Origin of the sequence: Aureimonas sp. AU20, from assembly GCF_001442755.1 — a bacterium.
Lineage (GTDB): Bacteria > Pseudomonadota > Alphaproteobacteria > Rhizobiales > Rhizobiaceae > Aureimonas.
This window is the reverse complement of sequence record NZ_CP006367.1, coordinates 2263810-2279522: the sequence shown is the minus strand read 5'-3', so window position 1 is coordinate 2279522 and position 15713 is coordinate 2263810. Positions and strand designations below refer to the sequence as shown.

Sequence of the window (15713 nt, the reverse complement as noted above, 5' to 3'; positions counted from 1 at the left end):
GATCGGGTAAGGGATTAAAATGACGAGTCGTCTTTCGGTCACAGTGGACGCTTTTTCGCTGGCCAAGCAATTCACGATCGCTCGCGGTGCCAAGACCGAGGCGGTGGTCGTGGCCTGCACCCTTGCCGACGGAACCATGATGGGTCGCGGCGAGTGCGTCCCCTATGCCCGCTATGGCGAAAGCGTGGACAGCGTCGTGGGCGCGATCGAAAGCGTGCGCGGGGCGATCGACGCGGGGCTCGACCGCGCGTCCCTCCAGGCGCTGCTGCCGCCGGGCGCGGCGCGCAATGCGCTCGATTGCGCCTGTTGGGACCTGGAAGCCAAGCGAAAGGGCGCGCGCGCGGCCGATCTCGCCGGCATCGGCGCCCTGCAACCGGTGGAAACCGCCTACACGATCTCGCTCGGCTCGCCCGAGGAAATGGCCGCCGCCACGCGCGCCGTTGCGCATCGCGCGGTGCTCAAGGTGAAGGTCGGGCGCGGAGACGAGGACCCGGCGCGGATGCAAGCGGTGCGCGCGGCGGCTCCGCAAGCGCGGCTCATCATCGACGCCAACGAAGGTTGGACGCCGAACAATCTGAAAGCCAACCTCCTGGCGGCCGCCGGCGTCGGCGCCTTCGTCGTGGAACAGCCCCTCCCGGCGGGTCACGACGCCATCCTGGCGCACACCCCGCATCCCGTTCCGATCTGCGCCGACGAATCCGTTCATGGCAGCGCCGACCTGCACGAGCTGGTGGGGCGCTATGACTACGTGAACCTCAAGCTCGACAAGACCGGCGGGCTGACGGAAGGGCTTGTGTTCCTAGCCGAGGCGCGTCGGCTTGGGTTCGGGGTGATGGTGGGCTGCATGGTCGGCACCTCGCTCGGCATGGCGCCGGCGCTGCTGCTGGCCCAGGGCGCAGAGCTGGTCGATCTCGACGGGCCGCTTCTGCTGCGCGAGGACCGGCCGAACGGCCTGCGCTACGAGGGCTCGCTTGTCTGGCCCCCGGAGCCCGCGCTATGGGGCTGAGGCGCGACAAGGAGAAGGCCGAGCGCCATCAGGGCCAGGGCCGTCATCGCGTAGAAGGCGCCGGCCTCCAGGCTCTTGTAGAGGAGACCGCCGCCAAAGGTCGCGCCGGCCATCAGCACCGTCTGCAACGCGAAGCTCAGCCCCTGCGCCGCCCCGAAGCGGTTTTCCGCGACGGACGAGCCGATCAGCGTTTGCAGCGAGACATGCGTCGCGGCGAAGGTCAGCGCGTGCGTGGTCTGCAGAATGGCGAAACCGATGAGCCCGAGATCGGTGGATAGAAGCGACCATCTCGCCGCCGCCGTGACGGCTGCCGCGATCAGGAAGGCGCGCACGCCGAAGCGACGCAGCGGCTTGGCCGCCAGCCGGAACAGGGCCACCTCCGCCGTGACGCCGATCGCCCAAAACACGCCGATCTCGACCGGAGTGTAGCCGAGCCGCGCCCATTGCAACGAGGCGAAACCGTTGAGCATTGCGTGGCTCGCCTGGATCAGCGCGATCGCCAGCAGCAACGGCAGCAAGCGGCGCAGATCGGGAGCCGGCGCGAGGCGGCGGAACCGGTCGGCCAGGGACCGCGCGGGAAGCCAAGGCTCCTGCGTCGGCGAAAGCGGCAGCGGCGATGCCTGACGCGGCTGCCCCATTCGCGGCGCGAAAAGCGTGACGAGAGCGGCGGTGAGGAAGGTGAGCGACAGGACGATCGGAAAGCCGCCATGGCCGATGCGGCCGAGCAGGGCTCCGCCAGCGACATTGGCCGCGATAAAGGCGATCGAACCCCAAAGGCGCGATCGCCCATAGTCCGACCCGAGCCGGCGCACGCCCGACAGCGCGATCGCATCGCTCAAGGGAATCGCGGGGCACCAGACGGCCGCCAGGATCAGCGTCGCGATCAGGACTTGCGCCATCCCGTCCACGACGAAGAACAGGCAGGAGGCGGCGAGACTGGCGAAGCCGGCGGCGATCAGGAGATGGGCGCGGTCGCTGGATCGATCGGCCCGGCGCAGCACGGGCGGGCAGACGAGAACGCGAAGCCCGATCTGGATCGCCAGGATCAGGCCGATCTCGTCTCCATCCAGCCCCTGATAGCCGAGCCAGACCGGAAAGAACGGGTAGAAGACGCCGAGCGACACGAAATTGCCGGCAAAGACGAAGGACATGCGCCGGTCGAAGGCCCGTCTCGATTCGGGAGAGGCCGGCGGGAGCGAGGGCATGGCGGGCGCTTTCGGGGCTTGAACCGCCCCTCCCTACCAAACCGCTTCCGCGCGGGCAAACGGCCCTGGCGGACTATTCCGCCGCCTCGGGCAGGCGCTCGCGCCCTTTGAGGAAGCGCAGGCCGACGCGCGGGTCGGTCGCGGGATCGACCTTCTCGACCGCCGTCCAATGGACGAGTTCGAGCGTGCCGTCGTGACGCTCGACGATGGCCGAGCAGCTTTCCACCCAGTCGCCCGTGTTGACATAGAGCATGTCGCCCATGTCGCCGATCTTGGGGTGGTGGATATGGCCGCAGATCACGCCTTCGCAATCCTGCCGCTTGGCCTCGCCGGACAGGGCCTCCTCGAAAGCGCCGATGAAGTTGACGGCGCGCTTCACGCGGCCCTTGGCCCAGGAGGAGAAGGACCAGTATCCGAAGCCGAGGCGACGGCGGGTCCAGTTCAAGGCGACGTTGATGGCGATCGCCATGTCGTAGGCCCAGTCACCGAGATGGGCTATAAGCTTGGCATGGCGCACCACGACGTCGAACTCGTCGCCATGCATCACTAGGAGGCGCTTGCCGTTGGCGGTGACGTGGACGTCGTTCAGACGAACCTCGATGCCGCCGAAATGCGAACCGACGAAATCGCGCAGGAAATCGTCGTGATTGCCCGGCACATAGATAATTTCGGTGCCCTTGCGCGCCTTGCGCAGGAGCTTCTGGACGACGTCGTTGTGCGACTGGGGCCAGTGCCAGGAGCGTTTCAGGCGCCACCCGTCCACGATGTCGCCGACGAGATAGATCTTCTCGGCGTCGTGGCAGCGCAGGAAATCGATCAGGAGATCGGCCTGCGCGGCGCGCGAGCCGAGATGGATGTCGGACAGGAACAAGGTCCGCACATGCCGCGTGTTCGTCCACTGTTCCATGGGTGCCGTCCGTCGCTTCGACCGTATACGGCTTAATGTGCCTTAACCCTGTTGCAGCCGTATGACGCCGCGCGGCGTGCGCCTTGGCGATTGCTCTCCGCGCCGCATTTGTCCTACAGGCATTCCAAAGGACGAACGCTTGGGTCGAGCCCACCCGCCGGCCCGCCTCTCGCGCCGTTTCGGCGGCCCCGGGTCGACCGGAAACCCGCGAGCGTCCTGGTTTTGATCGCGTCGCCCGCCAGGTCCTCGCCCCGGCCGGAAACGCCCCTGAGGATTGGAGAGAGCATGAGCGCCGAAGAAACCAAGCGGCAGGCCGCCGCCGCGGACCTCAACGAACAGGCGCTCTTCTATCACCGCCATCCCAAGCCCGGTAAGCTCGCGATCCAGGCGACCAAGCCCCTCGGCAACCAGCGCGATTTGGCGCTCGCCTATTCCCCCGGCGTCGCCGCTCCCTGCCTTGCCATCGCCGAAGATCCCAATCTCGCCGCCGACTACACCAGCCGGGCCAATCTCGTCGCCGTCGTCTCCAACGGAACGGCGGTTCTGGGACTTGGCAATATCGGCCCCCTCGCCTCCAAGCCGGTGATGGAAGGCAAGGCCGTCCTGTTCAAGAAGTTCGCCGATATTGACGTTTTCGACATCGAGATCGACGCGCAGGAGATCGACCGGATCGTCGATGTCGTGGCCGCGCTGGAGCCGACCTTTGGCGGCATCAACCTCGAAGACATCAAGGCGCCGGAGTGTTTCGAGGTCGAGGAACGGCTGCGGGCCCGCATGGGCATCCCGGTCTTCCATGACGACCAGCACGGCACGGCCATCATCGTCTCGGCGGCGGTGCGCAACGCGCTGCTGCTCGGCGACAAGCGCATCGAGGACGTGAAAATCGTCACCTCGGGTGCGGGAGCGGCCGCCATCGCCTGCCTCAACCTCCTCGTCTCGCTCGGCGCGAAGGTCGAGAACATCTTCTGCACCGACAAGGACGGCGTGGTCTACAAGGGCCGCGAAGGCCGGATGGACCGCTGGATGGCGGTCTATGCGCAGGAGACCGAGGCCCGCTCGCTGGCCGACGTGATCGAGGGCGCCGACATCTTCCTCGGCCTTTCCGCCGCCGGCGTGTTGAAGCCCGAACTCCTCAAGAAGATGGCCGATCGCCCGCTGATCATGGCGCTCGCCAATCCGACGCCGGAGATCATGCCCGACCTCGCCCGCGAGGTGCGTCCGGACGCCATCATCTGCACCGGTCGCTCCGATTTCCCGAACCAGGTCAACAACGTCCTCTGCTTTCCCTTCATCTTCCGCGGCGCGCTGGATTGCGGCGCGACCACGATCAACGAGGAGATGAAGATCGCGACCGTCGACGCGATCGCCGCTCTGGCGCGCGAGGAAGTGTCCGAGGTCGCCGCCAAGGCCTATGGCTCGGAAACGCCGGTCTTCGGGCCGGACTATCTCATCCCCTCGCCCTTCGACCCCCGACTGATTCTCAAGATCGCGCCGGCGGTGGCCAAGGCGGCTGAGGACTCCGGCGTCGCATCGCGTCCGATCGCGGATTGGGATGCCTATATCGACAAGCTGAACCGCTTCGTCTTCCGCTCAGGCCTGGTGATGAAGCCGATCTTCCAGATCGCGCGCAAATCCGGCAAGCGCGTCATCTTCGCCGATGGCGAGGACGAGCGCGTCCTGCGCGCCGCGCAGGTGCTGCTGGAAGAGAAGATTTGCCAGCCCATCCTTGTCGGCCGACCCAGCGTCATCCAGTCCCGCCTGGAGCGTTTTGCGCTGCGCATCCGGCAGGATCAGGATTTCGAGGTGGTGAACCCCGAGGACGATCCGCGCTATCGCGACTATGTCGATCACTACTTCTCGAAGGTCGGCCGTCGCGGCGTCAACCCCGACACCGCCCGCGCCCTGGTTCGCACCAACACGACCGTCATCGCGGCCGTTTCGGTGTCGCGCGGCGACGCCGACATTCTGATCTGCGGCTTGGGCGGCAGGTTCTCGCGCCATATCCGCGACATCAAGCAGGTGATCGGCATCGCGCCGGGCGTGAAGCGCCTGTCGGGCCTCAGCCTTCTCATCTCGCAATATGGCACGGTCTTCTTCGGCGACACCTATGTCCAGGAAAGCCCGAACGCCGAGGAGCTGGCCGAGATCGCCTGCCTTGCCGCGAACGAGGTGCGCCGCTTCGGCATTACGCCGCGCGCCGCCCTGCTCTCGCACTCCAATTTCGGCACGAGCGATTTTCCCGACGCCTTGAAGCTGCGTGAGGCCTTGGCCCTGGTTCGCCAGCGCGCGCCCGAACTCGAGATCGACGGCGAAATGCATGGCGACGCGGCGCTGTCGCAGGCGTTGCGCCAGCGCGTCATGCCCGAATCGACGCTGACGGGAGAGGCGAACCTTCTGCTCTTCCCGACCCTCGATGCGGCCAATATCTCGATGAATGTCGTGAAGGTAATGACCGACGCGCTGCATGTCGGGCCGATCCTGCTCGGCGCGGCGAGTCCGGCGCATATCCTGACGCCGTCCGTCACCTCGCGCGGCGTCGTCAACATGGCGGCCATCGCCGTGGCGCAGGCTGTGCAGCAGGCGGACACCGGTCGCTGACGCGACCGGCCATTTAAAGGTGCGATGCGTCGCCCCTCAGGGGCGGCGCGCCAAGGCCCGCTCGCGGCCGATCAGAGGCAGAAGCTCGGCGAGTTCCGGCCCATGGTCGAGCCCGGTCAGTGCGAGGCGCAGCGGCATGAAGAGGCCCTTGCCCTTGCGCCCGGTCGACGCCTTCACCGCGTCGGTCCAGCTTTTCCAAGTCGCCCGGTCATAAGGCTCGGCCGGAAGAAGATCGAAGGCCGCGCGCAGGACGTCGGCGTCCTCCGGCGCGAAGGCCGGCTTGGCATCAAGCCCGCGATAGATCACCGCTGCCCAGGCGGCCGCATCCGACACCTTGGTCAGATTGCCGCGAACCGCGTTCCAGAACGCAGCCCGATCGGCTTCCGGCACATCCCACTCGGCAAGCCGATCCGCTACCGCCTCGTGCGGCATGGCATGAACCAGCTCGGAATTCAGCCGATCGAGTTCTGCCGGATCGAACTTAGAGCTCGACGCCGACACGCCGCCGAAATCCAGCCGCCCGCCGAGGCTGGAGAGATCGGACATCGCCTCGATCGAGCCCGAGAGACCCGTCAGCACGGCCAGCGAGGCGACGGACATCGGCTCGTAGCCATCCGTCCGCAGCGTGCGCAGCGAAAGCGCGCCGGTGCGCTTCGACAGGCCCTCGCCGTCGATCGTCGTCAAGAGATTGAAATGCCCGAAGGCCGGCACGGCGAAGTCGAGCGCTTCGAACAGAGCGATCTGAACGCCCGTGTTGGTCACATGGTCGTCGCCACGCAAGACATGGCTGATCTCTAACTCGCCATCGTCCACCACCGAGGGCAGCGTGTAGAGATAGGTCCCGTCTTCGCGCACCAGCACCGGGTCGGACAGCGAGGCGAGATCGACGGTCTGGCGACCACGCACGACATCGTCCCAATGCACCTCGGTTCGCTCTGGCGCGAGCGGATCGCCCTGAAAGTTCGGCAGGAGAAAGCGCCAGTGCGGACGGCGGCCCTCCGCCTCGAACGCGGCCCGCTCCTCCGCGGTGAGGCTCAGCGCTTCGCGACCGTAAATAGGCGGCATGCCGCGCGCCATGCGGCGCTTGCGCCGCCGCTCCAGATCGTCCGGCGTCTCGAAACAGGGATAGAGCACGCCCTTCTCGCGAAGCTGCTCGGCCGCCGCGTCGTAGAGCGCGATCCGGTCGGACTGACGAAGGACGAGATCGGGGCGAATGCCGATCCAGCCGATGTCCTCCAGAATGGCGTCGGCATATTCGCGCTTGGACCGCTCGACGTCGGTGTCGTCGTAGCGCAGGACGAAGCGGCCGTCCTCGCGCTGGGCGAACAGCCAGTTGAACAGGGCGGGGCGCAGATTGCCGATATGGAGATAGCCCGTCGGAGACGGGGCGAAACGGACGGAAACGCTCATGCTCCGCGCGATAGCGCATGGTCCGCCGTCCCGCAATGCGCGACGGCCCTCAGGCGAGCCCCGCACCCGGCATCGCCGGGCTCCAAAGCGGCTGGGCGAGATGCCAGGCGAAGAGACAGAGCCCGATCACCAGGAAGGCGAAGCCGACATAGAGCTGCCGCGCGGCATGGCGGCGCTCCGGCTCGTGCGCCTCGCCGAACGTGCCCGGGCGCCGCACGCGGGCGAAATCGGCGAGATCGAACCCCGTCCTCATGCCGCTCTCGCGGCGAAGCCGATGCAGCGCCAGCTGGAAACGCAGGACGAACAGCGCGCCGGCAAAGACGAAGGCGCTGGCGATGTCGGTGAGCGGCGGCAGATCGGTCGGCACGGCTCGATCCTTCCTTGAGGGGTTTGCGAGCTTAGTGGGTCTCCGCGAGCGCCCGCGAAGGCGGCAGATGGGCCCGGTGCTCTGCAGGAGGCAGTTCGCGCGCTCCTTATCCGCCGCCCGGGACCCGACGGCAACAGCCGCACCGGCAAATCGGGAACCGAACGCGACAGAGCGCACTTAGCGTTTGCAAATTCGGCGGGGCGCCCGACATAGGGCGGAGAGGCCATGAGCGGTCTCTCAGATGATCCCTTCGGGATTGCCGAGTCACCGGAGCTTGCGTGAACGAAATCCTTGCATTGATCGACCGTTTCGGTCTTGGCATCGTCTTCGTGGGCACGTTCTTCGAGGGCGAAGTTTTCGCGATCATCGGCGGTTTCCTGGCCTATCGCGGAACCCACCCGCTTTGGCTAATGAGCAGCCTCGCCTTTATCGGCTCGTTCTGCGGCGATCTCGCCGTGTTCCTGTTCGCCCGATACTTCTCGAACAGCGACTGGGTTTCGCGCTGGAAGCGCAAGCCGAAATTCACCAAGGCGCTACGCCTCGTGGACCGGTTTCAGGCCTATTTCGTCATCGTGAACCGCTATATCTACGGCCTGAGAATGCCGGGCCTCATCGCGCTCGGCCTGTCCTCGATCAGCGTTCCCCGCTTCCTGATCCTGAACTTCCTTGGCGCCGCCATCTGGGCCGGCATCTTCACCACGATCGGCTATGTCTTCGGCTATTCCATCGCCTCGGTGTTCCAGCATCTGGAGATGATGGAACATGGGATGATGATCTTCCTAGCCGTTCTCGCCCTGGCGCTTCTTGGGTTCTTCGCCTGGCAGCAGGGCGGCTCCGTCCTGCGCGACCGGCTTCTCGGCCGCGACCGCAAGGGACAGGGCTCGTCCAAGCGCGGCGAGCCTGCGGAAGCCCATGCCGGGTCCGGCTCGGGCAAGCGCCCGACGGACCGCAAGCCGCGCCGCTGAGATTTCGCTCTTCGTTTCAATCCCCCATGAAAAAGGCCGGGCTCTCGCGAGCCCGGCCTTTCCTGTCTGCTGAACGTGCCGAAGCGTCAGAAGTTGACGGCGGCCTTCGGCTGGCGCGCCTCGTGTTCCTTCTTGATGCGCTCGGCAACGAGGAAGGACAGCTCCAGCGCCTGATCGGCGTTGAGGCGCGGGTCGCAATGCGTGTGGTAGCGGTCCGACAGGTCTTCAGCCAAAACTGGCCGTGAGCCGCCGCCCGTGCACTCGGTCACGTCCTTGCCCGTCATCTCGACATGGATGCCGCCGGCATGGGTGCCCTCGGCACGGTGGACGGCGAAGAAGGCCTCCACTTCGCTGAGGATGCGATCGAAGGGCCGCGTCTTGTAGTCGTTCACGGTGATCGTGTTGCCATGCATCGGATCGCAGGACCAGACGACCTTGCGCCCTTCCCGCTCCACCGCACGGATGAGGCGCGGCAGGTGCTCGCCGACCTTGTCGTGCCCGAAGCGGGTGATGAGGGTCAGGCGGCCCGCCTCGTTCTGCGGGTTCAGGATGTCGATCAGACGAATGAGATCGTCGTTCGACAGCGAAGGTCCGCACTTGAGGCCGAGCGGATTACGGATGCCACGGCAGTATTCGACATGGGCATTGTCGATCTGACGCGTGCGATCGCCGATCCAGATCATGTGACCTGAGGTCGCGTACCATTCGCCGCTGGTGGAATCGACGCGCGTCAAAGCCTGCTCGTAGCCGAGCAGAAGCGCCTCATGGCTCGTGAAGAAATCCGTCTCGCGCAGCGAGGGGTGGGTTTCCGAATCGATGCCGATGGCGCGCATGAAAGCCATGGTCTCGGAGATGCGATCGGCGATCTGACCGTATCGCTCCGCCTGCGGCGAGCCCGACACGAAACCTAGCATCCACTGGTGGACATTGTCGAGATTGGCGTAGCCACCCTGGGCGAAGGCGCGCAGGAGATTCAGCGTCGCCGCCGACTGGCGATAGGCCATTTCCTGCCGCTCGGGATTGGGAATGCGCGCGGCTTCGTCGAACTCGATGCCGTTGACGATGTCGCCGCGATAGGACGGCATCGACACGCCGTTCTTCGTTTCCATACCCGACGAGCGCGGCTTGGCGAACTGGCCGGCGATCCGGCCGACCTTCACCACAGGCGACGAGGCGCCGAAGGTCAGCACCACCGCCATCTGAAGGAAGGCACGGAAGAAGTCGCGGATGTTGTCGGCGCCGTGTTCGGCGAAGCTTTCGGCGCAGTCGCCGCCCTGCAGCAGAAAAGCGCGCCCTTCGGCCACCTCGCCGAGCGCCCGCTTCAGCTTCCGCGCCTCACCTGCAAACACAAGCGGGGGAAAGGAGGCGAGGCGCTTTTCGGTCTCGGCAAGAGCGTTTGCGTCGGGATAGGCCGGTGCCTGCTCGATCGCCTTGCTGCGCCAGCTCGCGGGGTTCCAATCCTTGGCCATGAACCTCTCCTCACCCGAACGTCGTCCGGCCGTCTCCCCTTGGGTTTCGCGTTTCTCGGGACGGCTTCGCGGCAGGCCGAACTAGGGCCATCGACGCTCGGTCGGGGCGGTGTGACACGAACCGAAGGATTTGTCACCAAAGGGTTTATCGCGCGCCCGTCAGGACACCGCCACGAAGCGCGCGCCGCGCGCTGACACGAGCCGATCGAACAGGGCGGCCTCGCCTTCCGCCAGCATGACCGGGCGGGGATAGAGCGGGGCGGAGCGATCCGTCAGAATGGCGGTCTCGAACCCTTCCGTCTCCTCCACGAAGCGCTGAAGTCCTTCCTCGCCATAAAGAGACAGGAAGCCCTGGAGAACGGCGTCGAGATAGGATTGCAGGATCGCGGCCCCTGCCTCGGCGGCGTCCGGCTCCTCGGGCTTGCCCTCGTAGATGAACAAAGGCACATCCGGCAGCGCATGGCCGCGAACGGCGATATGGCCGGGCATCACCACCCGGCGGTGATAGGCCGCTTCGCGCTCGTCCACCGCCGGCAGATGATCGGCCAGATCGTAGACGACGACGCCCTGCGTCACCGCCTCGTCCTCCGGCCTTACCGAGAGGAGCGCCATGGACTGCCCCTTGCGAGGCAGCCAGGCGCGGCGCCAGCCGCGCACCTCGGCGCGGCGAATGCCGAGAAACTTGGTGCGCAGCGTCCGCTTGTTCACCAGCGAGCCGTATCCGAAATAGGCGATCACCCGCCCTTCGCGGGCGAGCCGTTCGAGATCGGGATCGTCCGGGTGGATCGGAAACTCCGCGTCAGCCATCCACGCGGGCTCCCTCCCGAATTCGGTAGCTCGGCTCGTACATCGTCACCAGTTCCTCGGCCGCAGACGGGTGCAGCGCCATGGTGCGATCAAAATCGTCCTTGCGCAACTTCGCCTTCACGCAGATGCCGAGCATCTGGCCGAGCTCGCCGGCATCAGGCCCCAGCACATGCGCGCCGACCACCACGCCGGACTTGGCGTCAACGACGAGCTTCATCAGCATAAACTCTTCGCGGCCCGTCATCGTGTGGCGCATCGGCTTGAAGCGCGCCCGGTAGATGTCGAGATCGCCAAGCTCCTTGGCGGCCTGGGCTTCCGTCAGGCCGACCGTTCCGATCTCGGGCTGCGAGAAGACGGCCGTGGGAATGAGGTCGAAGTCCGGCTCGGTCGGCTTGCCCAAGAACTCCGTGTCGACGAAGCACATGGCTTCGTGGATCGCCACCGGTGTCAGCTGGATGCGACCCGTCACGTCGCCGATCGCCCAGATGTTCTCGGCCGTCGTCTTGGAATAGCTGTCGACCTTGATCGAGCCCTTGTGGTCCAGCTCGACGCCGGCCTTCTCGCATCCAAGATCGATCGTGTTGGGCTGGCGCCCCACCGCGAGCATGACCTCGTCAGCGTCCAGGCATTCGCCGCCCTTGAGATGGGCCTGGAAGCGTCCATCGGCCTTCTGGTCGACGCGAACGAGCGTGTCTTCGCAGCGAATGCGACAGCCCTTGCGCACCATGGCCTGATGCAACTCGTGGCGCAGGTCATCGTCGAAACCCTGGAGGATTTCCTTGCCGCGATAGACCAGCGTCACCTCGGAGCCGAGGCCGAGGAAGATATTGGCGAACTCCACCGCGATATAGCCGCCGCCCAGTATGATGATGGACTCCGGCAGGCGCTTGAGATGGAAGGCCTCGTTCGAGGTGATGCAATGTTCGGCGCCCGGCATGTCCGCGAAGGGATTGGCACGGCCGCCGGCGGCGATCAGAATGCGCTCCGCCGTCACCACCTTGTCGGTCGCGAGCAGGCGGATCTCGTTCGGTCCTTCCAAGACGGCGCGACTCTTCAGGATCTCCGCGCCGGCCTTTTCCAGATTGCGGCGGTAGATCTGCTCGAGCCGATCGATCTCGCGATCCTTGGCGGCGATGAGGCTCGGCCAGTCGAACTTCGTTTCCCCGACCGACCAGCCGTAGCTTGCCGCGTCCTCGAAGGATTCGGAATATTGCGACGCGTAGACGAGGAGCTTCTTGGGGACGCAGCCCCGGATGACGCAGGTTCCGCCATAGCGAAACTCTTCCGCGATCGCGACCTTTCGACCGAGGGCTGCCGTTCGCCGCGCGGCGCGAACGCCCCCCGAACCACCGCCGATGACAAACAGGTCGTAGTCGAAACCGGACGTAGCCAACACGTCTCTCCCGTCAAGCAAAAGGGCGGCCGACAGGCCGCCCTCGAGGTCTTATAGCGGACGATCGGTCGTCGTCACTGGGTCTTGGCGGGCGCCGCACCGGCAGGCGCCAGTTTCTGCATGCCCTTCTGAGCGCTCTCGCGAAGGTCGCGCACGATGCCGTTGGTCCAGACGTCGGCAGCGGCCATCATCTCGCGCGAGGCCTGCGGGCCCTGCTTGATGAGCTTGCGGCCGGCTTCCGAGTTGTAGAACTGCGAGATCTCGCGCAGCTCCTGCTCGGTGAACATCTTGGCGTAGATGCGCGCCACTTCGTTTTCGAGATCGGCGCGGCGCGGCGCCAGGCCGATGGCGCTGTCGTCCACCATCTCGGAAATCTTCGACTGAAGATCCGGGTTGTTGACGATCAGCTCGGCCTTGATCTGCGTCGCGGCGTTGAGAAGGATCTGGTCGAACTGCTCGGTCGTGTCGATCGAGTCGACAGCCTCGCGCGCGGCCGCCAGATGGGACGGGCTGATCTCCTGCGCCAGAGCGGGCGTGCCCGCGAGACCCACGAGGGCAACGGCGGCATAGAGGCCGCCACGCAGCGTTCGGCTGAAAACCATCGGACTTCCTTCTCCATCAATTCTTGGTCGGCGCACCCGTGCCAAACTCCGGTTCGAGCCGCAAGCCCCCACCTGCTTCCGCGGCCCGCAGGCGTCACGGTGCGCCGAGGCGCTCGAGTCCGTCCGGTCCGGCAAGAAGCACGGAGCTGGCCAATCCGAGAAAGAGCCCATGCTCGACCACGCCCGGAATGGCGTTCAAATCAGCTGACAGTGCTTCTGGATCGGGAATAAGGCCAAATGATGCGTCGATGATGAGATGTCCGCCATCGGTGATGAACGGTTTCTCGCCCGCCATTCGAAGCTGGATCGGCCCGGAAAGACCGAGCATTCCGCTCGCTTTCTCGATGGCGAGCGTGGTGGCGACGAAGCCGAATCCGTTGACCTCGATCGGCAGCGGAAAGGCGCCGAGATGCGCCACCTTCTTGGTGCCGTCGGCGATTACCAGCATGCGCGCCGAGGCGGCGGCGACGATCTTCTCGCGCAGCAAGGCCCCGCCCCCGCCCTTCACCAGACGCAGCTGCGGATCGACCTCGTCCGCACCGTCGATCGTCAGGTCGAGTTCGGGCAGCTCTTCCAGCGTCGCCAACGGAATGCCGAGTTCGGCGCAGAGTTTGGCACTGCGCTCCGATGTCGGCACGCCGACGATGCGCAGCCCGTCCGACACTCGGGAGGCGAGCGCGCGGATAAAGGCTTCGGCGGTCGAGCCCGTGCCGATCCCGAGCCGCATGCCAGGCTCCACTTGGGCGGCGGCCGCGCGGCCCACCTCGTCCTTCATTGCCGCCGCGTCCATGCCGTCTCCTCCGATGCGCCCTTTTGCTGCCCGCCGCTTTACGCCATTGCGGCGGCTGCGCCAAACGGGAGGGGCTTGGAAGAGAGCGGCGATAAAGGGTTTGTTGGTTTTCGAACCGTTAAACTGTGGCTGGGACGCGTCAGCCCGCCGATGGAACGGCGGCCGAGGCGTCTCAAAGGGGTGAGGCCCGAGCCGATCGGCTTGACCTCGTCCGTTCTCCAGCCAAAGTCCGATGATGAGCGCAGTTCGTCCGATCCCGCTTCAGACCTTCGCCGGTGCGCGGGCCATTTCCGCCGACCAATCGGGCGACTCGAATCCGACCGTCGTGTTCGATCTCGACGGCACGCTGGTGGATACCGCACCCGATCTCGCCGCCAGTCTCAATCACTGCCTGTCGCGCGTGGGCCTTCCCCCTTTGCCGCTGGACGTGGTTCGCCCGCATGCCGGCCACGGCGCGCAGGCGATGCTCCGCGAGGCCTATCGTCTTGCCGCCCGGCCGCTCTCGACGGAGGAGCTTGCGGAGCAGACGCGCTGTTTCCTCGCCCATTACGAAGCGCATATCGCCGTCGAGTCGGCCCTGTTCCCAGGCGGTCTCGCGATGCTGGACCGATTGGCGCAAGCCGGACTGCGGCTTGCGATCTGCACCAACAAGACCGAGCATCTCGCCCGTCGCCTGCTGGACGAGATGGGCCTCGCCGCGCGCTTCGCCGCGATCTGCGGCGCCGATACGTTCAGCGCCCGCAAGCCCGACCCCGTGCACCTTCTCGGCACAGTCGAGCGCGCCGGAGGAGAGGTCGGCAGCGCCATCATGGTCGGTGACACCGACACTGACATTCAGGCAGCCCGTGCTGCCGGTCTGCCCTCGATCCTCGTGCTGTTCGGCTACGACCCTGGCCCCACGGCCCGCTCCGGCGCGTCGCGCAGCATCGAGCGCTTCGCCGACCTGACGCCGGAGCTGATCGATTCGATGCTGGCGAAACCGGAACGTCACGTCAAAGCGATTTGATATCAACATCTTGGCGCTCTTTTTGACGATGGCACGCATCTTCGATTGACGCCCCGGCCATTCGGTTCTATACGACCCTCCATCCGCTAGCCGGCATTGACCGGAGGGAGCGGGCGCGTAGCTCAGCGGGAGAGCACCTCGTTCACACCGAGGGGGTCACAGGTTCGATCCCTGTCGCGCCCACCATGTTTTACAGGCCTTCCAGACCACACCCCGTTGGACCCGCGGAGAAAACCGCGGAGGAAACCTCACTCTAATGCCCCGCGACCTGATCGGAAAAGGAACCGCGACACGTTCCGCGAGGTCTTCGTCGGGCTCTTCAACCTTCGGACGATCGACGACGCCTTCTCGATCGGGGGCATCGCGTACCGAGACGTCGGCGGTTTCGTCGGGGAGCGGCGATCACGGGTCGAGGGCTACTATGCGACCATCGACTTCACGTCCGCAAAGTCTGTCGAACCCCTCCTGCTCGTCTTCGAGGAGGTGCTGTTCCATCTGGAACGTCCGTCGTCCCCCGAGGTCGCCACGGCCTACGACGACCTGATGTCACGGTTGGAACGCGACGGCTTCGCACGGGAGAAGGGTCGCCTTACGTCGCCTAAGATGGACGTTCGGACGATCGACGTTCGGGACCTGACCTCCGCCACCGAAGAAGCCGTCCACGAGCACATCGCCAAGGCGAACGAGCATCTTGCGGCCGGTGAGTACGCCGATGCCATCACCCACTGCTACACGCTGGTCGAGCAGCTTCTCAAGATCGTCCTGCGGGACCGCGGCGTAGAATTCAACCAGAACCAGGGCGACATCCGCGCTCTCTACACCCTGGTATCGAACGAACTCGGTCTGGCACCGTCCGACAAGACGATCGACCAACCCTTGAAGCCGATTCTGGACGGCCTGCAGAAGCTTGTCGCGGGCATCTTCGAGGTCTCCAACAAGGCCTCCAACCGTCACGCGAAGACCTACGCCCCCGCCCGTCGGCACGCCAAGCTAGCCGTCAACTCGGCCCTGGCCTTATGCGACTACGTCGTCGAGAGCGCCGCGAACCGCCCTCGTTCCGCCGGATGACCGGTTTTTTCACCCGACCCGCAGTCTGCTGTGTTTAGGAAAACTTCTCGCTAACCGCGATCGCGGATCGGTCCCGATCGGGACTGCTGGACGGGATCGAGACGCGCTAGTCTTCTCCTC

Annotated in this window: 14 protein-coding genes and 1 tRNA gene; 6 read left to right on the top strand and 9 right to left on the bottom strand. The window is 65.7% G+C overall.

From position 1 onward, the window contains the following. Window positions 1-19: 19 nt before the first annotated feature. Entirely contained in the window at window positions 20-1006 is a 987-nt protein-coding gene (gene dgcA / locus M673_RS10055) for an N-acetyl-D-Glu racemase DgcA (protein ID WP_061975855.1), read from the top strand. Here dgcA and M673_RS10050 read toward each other — a convergent pair. Then, window positions 958-2211, bottom strand: a complete 1254-nt coding sequence (locus tag M673_RS10050) for an MFS transporter (RefSeq protein WP_061975854.1) — start codon at window positions 2209-2211, stop codon at window positions 958-960. The genes dgcA and M673_RS10050 overlap by 49 nt on opposite strands. A 73-nt stretch (window positions 2212-2284) precedes the next feature. Then, window positions 2285-3118 (bottom strand): UDP-2,3-diacylglucosamine diphosphatase, encoded by an 834-nt coding sequence (locus M673_RS10045; protein WP_061975852.1) that lies wholly within the window; start codon window positions 3116-3118, stop codon window positions 2285-2287. 285 nt (window positions 3119-3403) lie between these two features. Between M673_RS10045 and M673_RS10040 the strand changes: the two genes are divergently transcribed. Further along, the gene (locus M673_RS10040) at window positions 3404-5716 is read left to right on the top strand and encodes an NADP-dependent malic enzyme (RefSeq protein WP_061975850.1); all 2313 of its coding nucleotides are present in this window, start codon (window positions 3404-3406) and stop codon (window positions 5714-5716) included. Between the two features lie 36 nt (window positions 5717-5752). Here the strand turns inward: M673_RS10040 and gltX are convergent, their stop codons facing one another. Both gltX and M673_RS10030 read right to left on the bottom strand, forming a co-directional pair. Further along, window positions 5753-7126: a glutamate--tRNA ligase gene (gene gltX, locus M673_RS10035; protein WP_061975848.1), complete on the bottom strand. Its 1374-nt coding sequence runs from the start codon at window positions 7124-7126 to the stop codon at window positions 5753-5755. A 49-nt stretch (window positions 7127-7175) separates the two neighbouring features. Next, complete coding sequence (locus M673_RS10030; protein ID WP_061975846.1) at window positions 7176-7493, bottom strand: hypothetical protein; 318 nt, start codon at window positions 7491-7493, stop codon at window positions 7176-7178. Window positions 7494-7771: 278 nt separating this feature from the next. On the opposite strand from M673_RS10030, the gene M673_RS10025 reads away from it, so the two are divergent. After that, complete coding sequence (locus M673_RS10025) at window positions 7772-8458, top strand: DedA family protein (RefSeq protein ID WP_061975844.1); 687 nt, start codon at window positions 7772-7774, stop codon at window positions 8456-8458. A gap of 86 nt (window positions 8459-8544) precedes the next feature. Here the strand turns inward: M673_RS10025 and M673_RS10020 are convergent, their stop codons facing one another. The 5 genes from M673_RS10020 to rpiA form a co-directional block, all read right to left on the bottom strand. Beyond that, on the bottom strand, window positions 8545-9927 hold the full coding sequence (locus M673_RS10020; protein ID WP_061975842.1) for a class II 3-deoxy-7-phosphoheptulonate synthase: 1383 nt from the start codon (window positions 9925-9927) through the stop codon (window positions 8545-8547). Between the two features lie 159 nt (window positions 9928-10086). Next, window positions 10087-10734 carry a gamma-glutamylcyclotransferase family protein gene (locus M673_RS10015; protein ID WP_061975840.1) on the bottom strand — a complete coding sequence of 216 codons (648 nt, stop codon included), beginning with the start codon at window positions 10732-10734 and terminating at the stop codon, window positions 10087-10089. Then, window positions 10727-12127 carry a glutathione-disulfide reductase gene (gor, locus tag M673_RS10010; RefSeq protein ID WP_061975838.1) on the bottom strand — a complete coding sequence of 467 codons (1401 nt, stop codon included), beginning with the start codon at window positions 12125-12127 and terminating at the stop codon, window positions 10727-10729. Before gor ends, M673_RS10015 begins: the two co-directional genes overlap by 8 nt. 74 nt (window positions 12128-12201) lie before the next feature. After that, complete coding sequence (locus M673_RS10005; protein WP_061975836.1) at window positions 12202-12729, bottom strand: DUF2059 domain-containing protein; 528 nt, start codon at window positions 12727-12729, stop codon at window positions 12202-12204. Window positions 12730-12823: 94 nt separating this feature from the next. Then, window positions 12824-13519 carry a ribose-5-phosphate isomerase RpiA gene (gene rpiA / locus M673_RS10000; RefSeq protein WP_061975834.1) on the bottom strand — a complete coding sequence of 232 codons (696 nt, stop codon included), beginning with the start codon at window positions 13517-13519 and terminating at the stop codon, window positions 12824-12826. A 235-nt stretch (window positions 13520-13754) separates the two neighbouring features. Here rpiA and gph point away from each other — a divergent pair, with 235 nt between their 5' ends. The 3 genes from gph to M673_RS09985 all read left to right on the top strand — a co-directional run bounded on the left by gph (window position 13755) and on the right by M673_RS09985 (window position 15593). Then, complete coding sequence (gph, locus tag M673_RS09995) at window positions 13755-14525, top strand: phosphoglycolate phosphatase (protein ID WP_061977774.1); 771 nt, start codon at window positions 13755-13757, stop codon at window positions 14523-14525. Window positions 14526-14636: 111 nt separating this feature from the next. Continuing rightward, a tRNA-Val gene (locus tag M673_RS09990) sits at window positions 14637-14711 on the top strand. A gap of 30 nt (window positions 14712-14741) precedes the next feature. Continuing rightward, entirely contained in the window at window positions 14742-15593 is an 852-nt protein-coding gene (locus M673_RS09985) for an abortive infection family protein (RefSeq protein WP_061975832.1), read from the top strand. Window positions 15594-15713: the final 120 nt, after the last annotated feature.

Coding starts and splice junctions, on each gene's coding strand:
- gph (WP_061977774.1), top strand. CDS start 13,755: ATGAGCGCAGTTCGTCCGATCCCGCTTCAGACCTTCGCCGGTGCGCGG.
- M673_RS10005 (WP_061975836.1), bottom strand. CDS start 12,729: ATGGTTTTCAGCCGAACGCTGCGTGGCGGCCTCTATGCCGCCGTTGCC.
- dgcA (WP_061975855.1), top strand. CDS start 20: ATGACGAGTCGTCTTTCGGTCACAGTGGACGCTTTTTCGCTGGCCAAG.
- M673_RS10040 (WP_061975850.1), top strand. CDS start 3,404: ATGAGCGCCGAAGAAACCAAGCGGCAGGCCGCCGCCGCGGACCTCAAC.
- gltX (WP_061975848.1), bottom strand. CDS start 7,126: ATGAGCGTTTCCGTCCGTTTCGCCCCGTCTCCGACGGGCTATCTCCAT.
- rpiA (WP_061975834.1), bottom strand. CDS start 13,519: ATGGACGCGGCGGCAATGAAGGACGAGGTGGGCCGCGCGGCCGCCGCC.
- M673_RS10045 (WP_061975852.1), bottom strand. CDS start 3,118: ATGGAACAGTGGACGAACACGCGGCATGTGCGGACCTTGTTCCTGTCC.
- M673_RS10015 (WP_061975840.1), bottom strand. CDS start 10,734: ATGGCTGACGCGGAGTTTCCGATCCACCCGGACGATCCCGATCTCGAA.
- M673_RS10020 (WP_061975842.1), bottom strand. CDS start 9,927: ATGGCCAAGGATTGGAACCCCGCGAGCTGGCGCAGCAAGGCGATCGAG.
- M673_RS10050 (WP_061975854.1), bottom strand. CDS start 2,211: ATGCCCTCGCTCCCGCCGGCCTCTCCCGAATCGAGACGGGCCTTCGAC.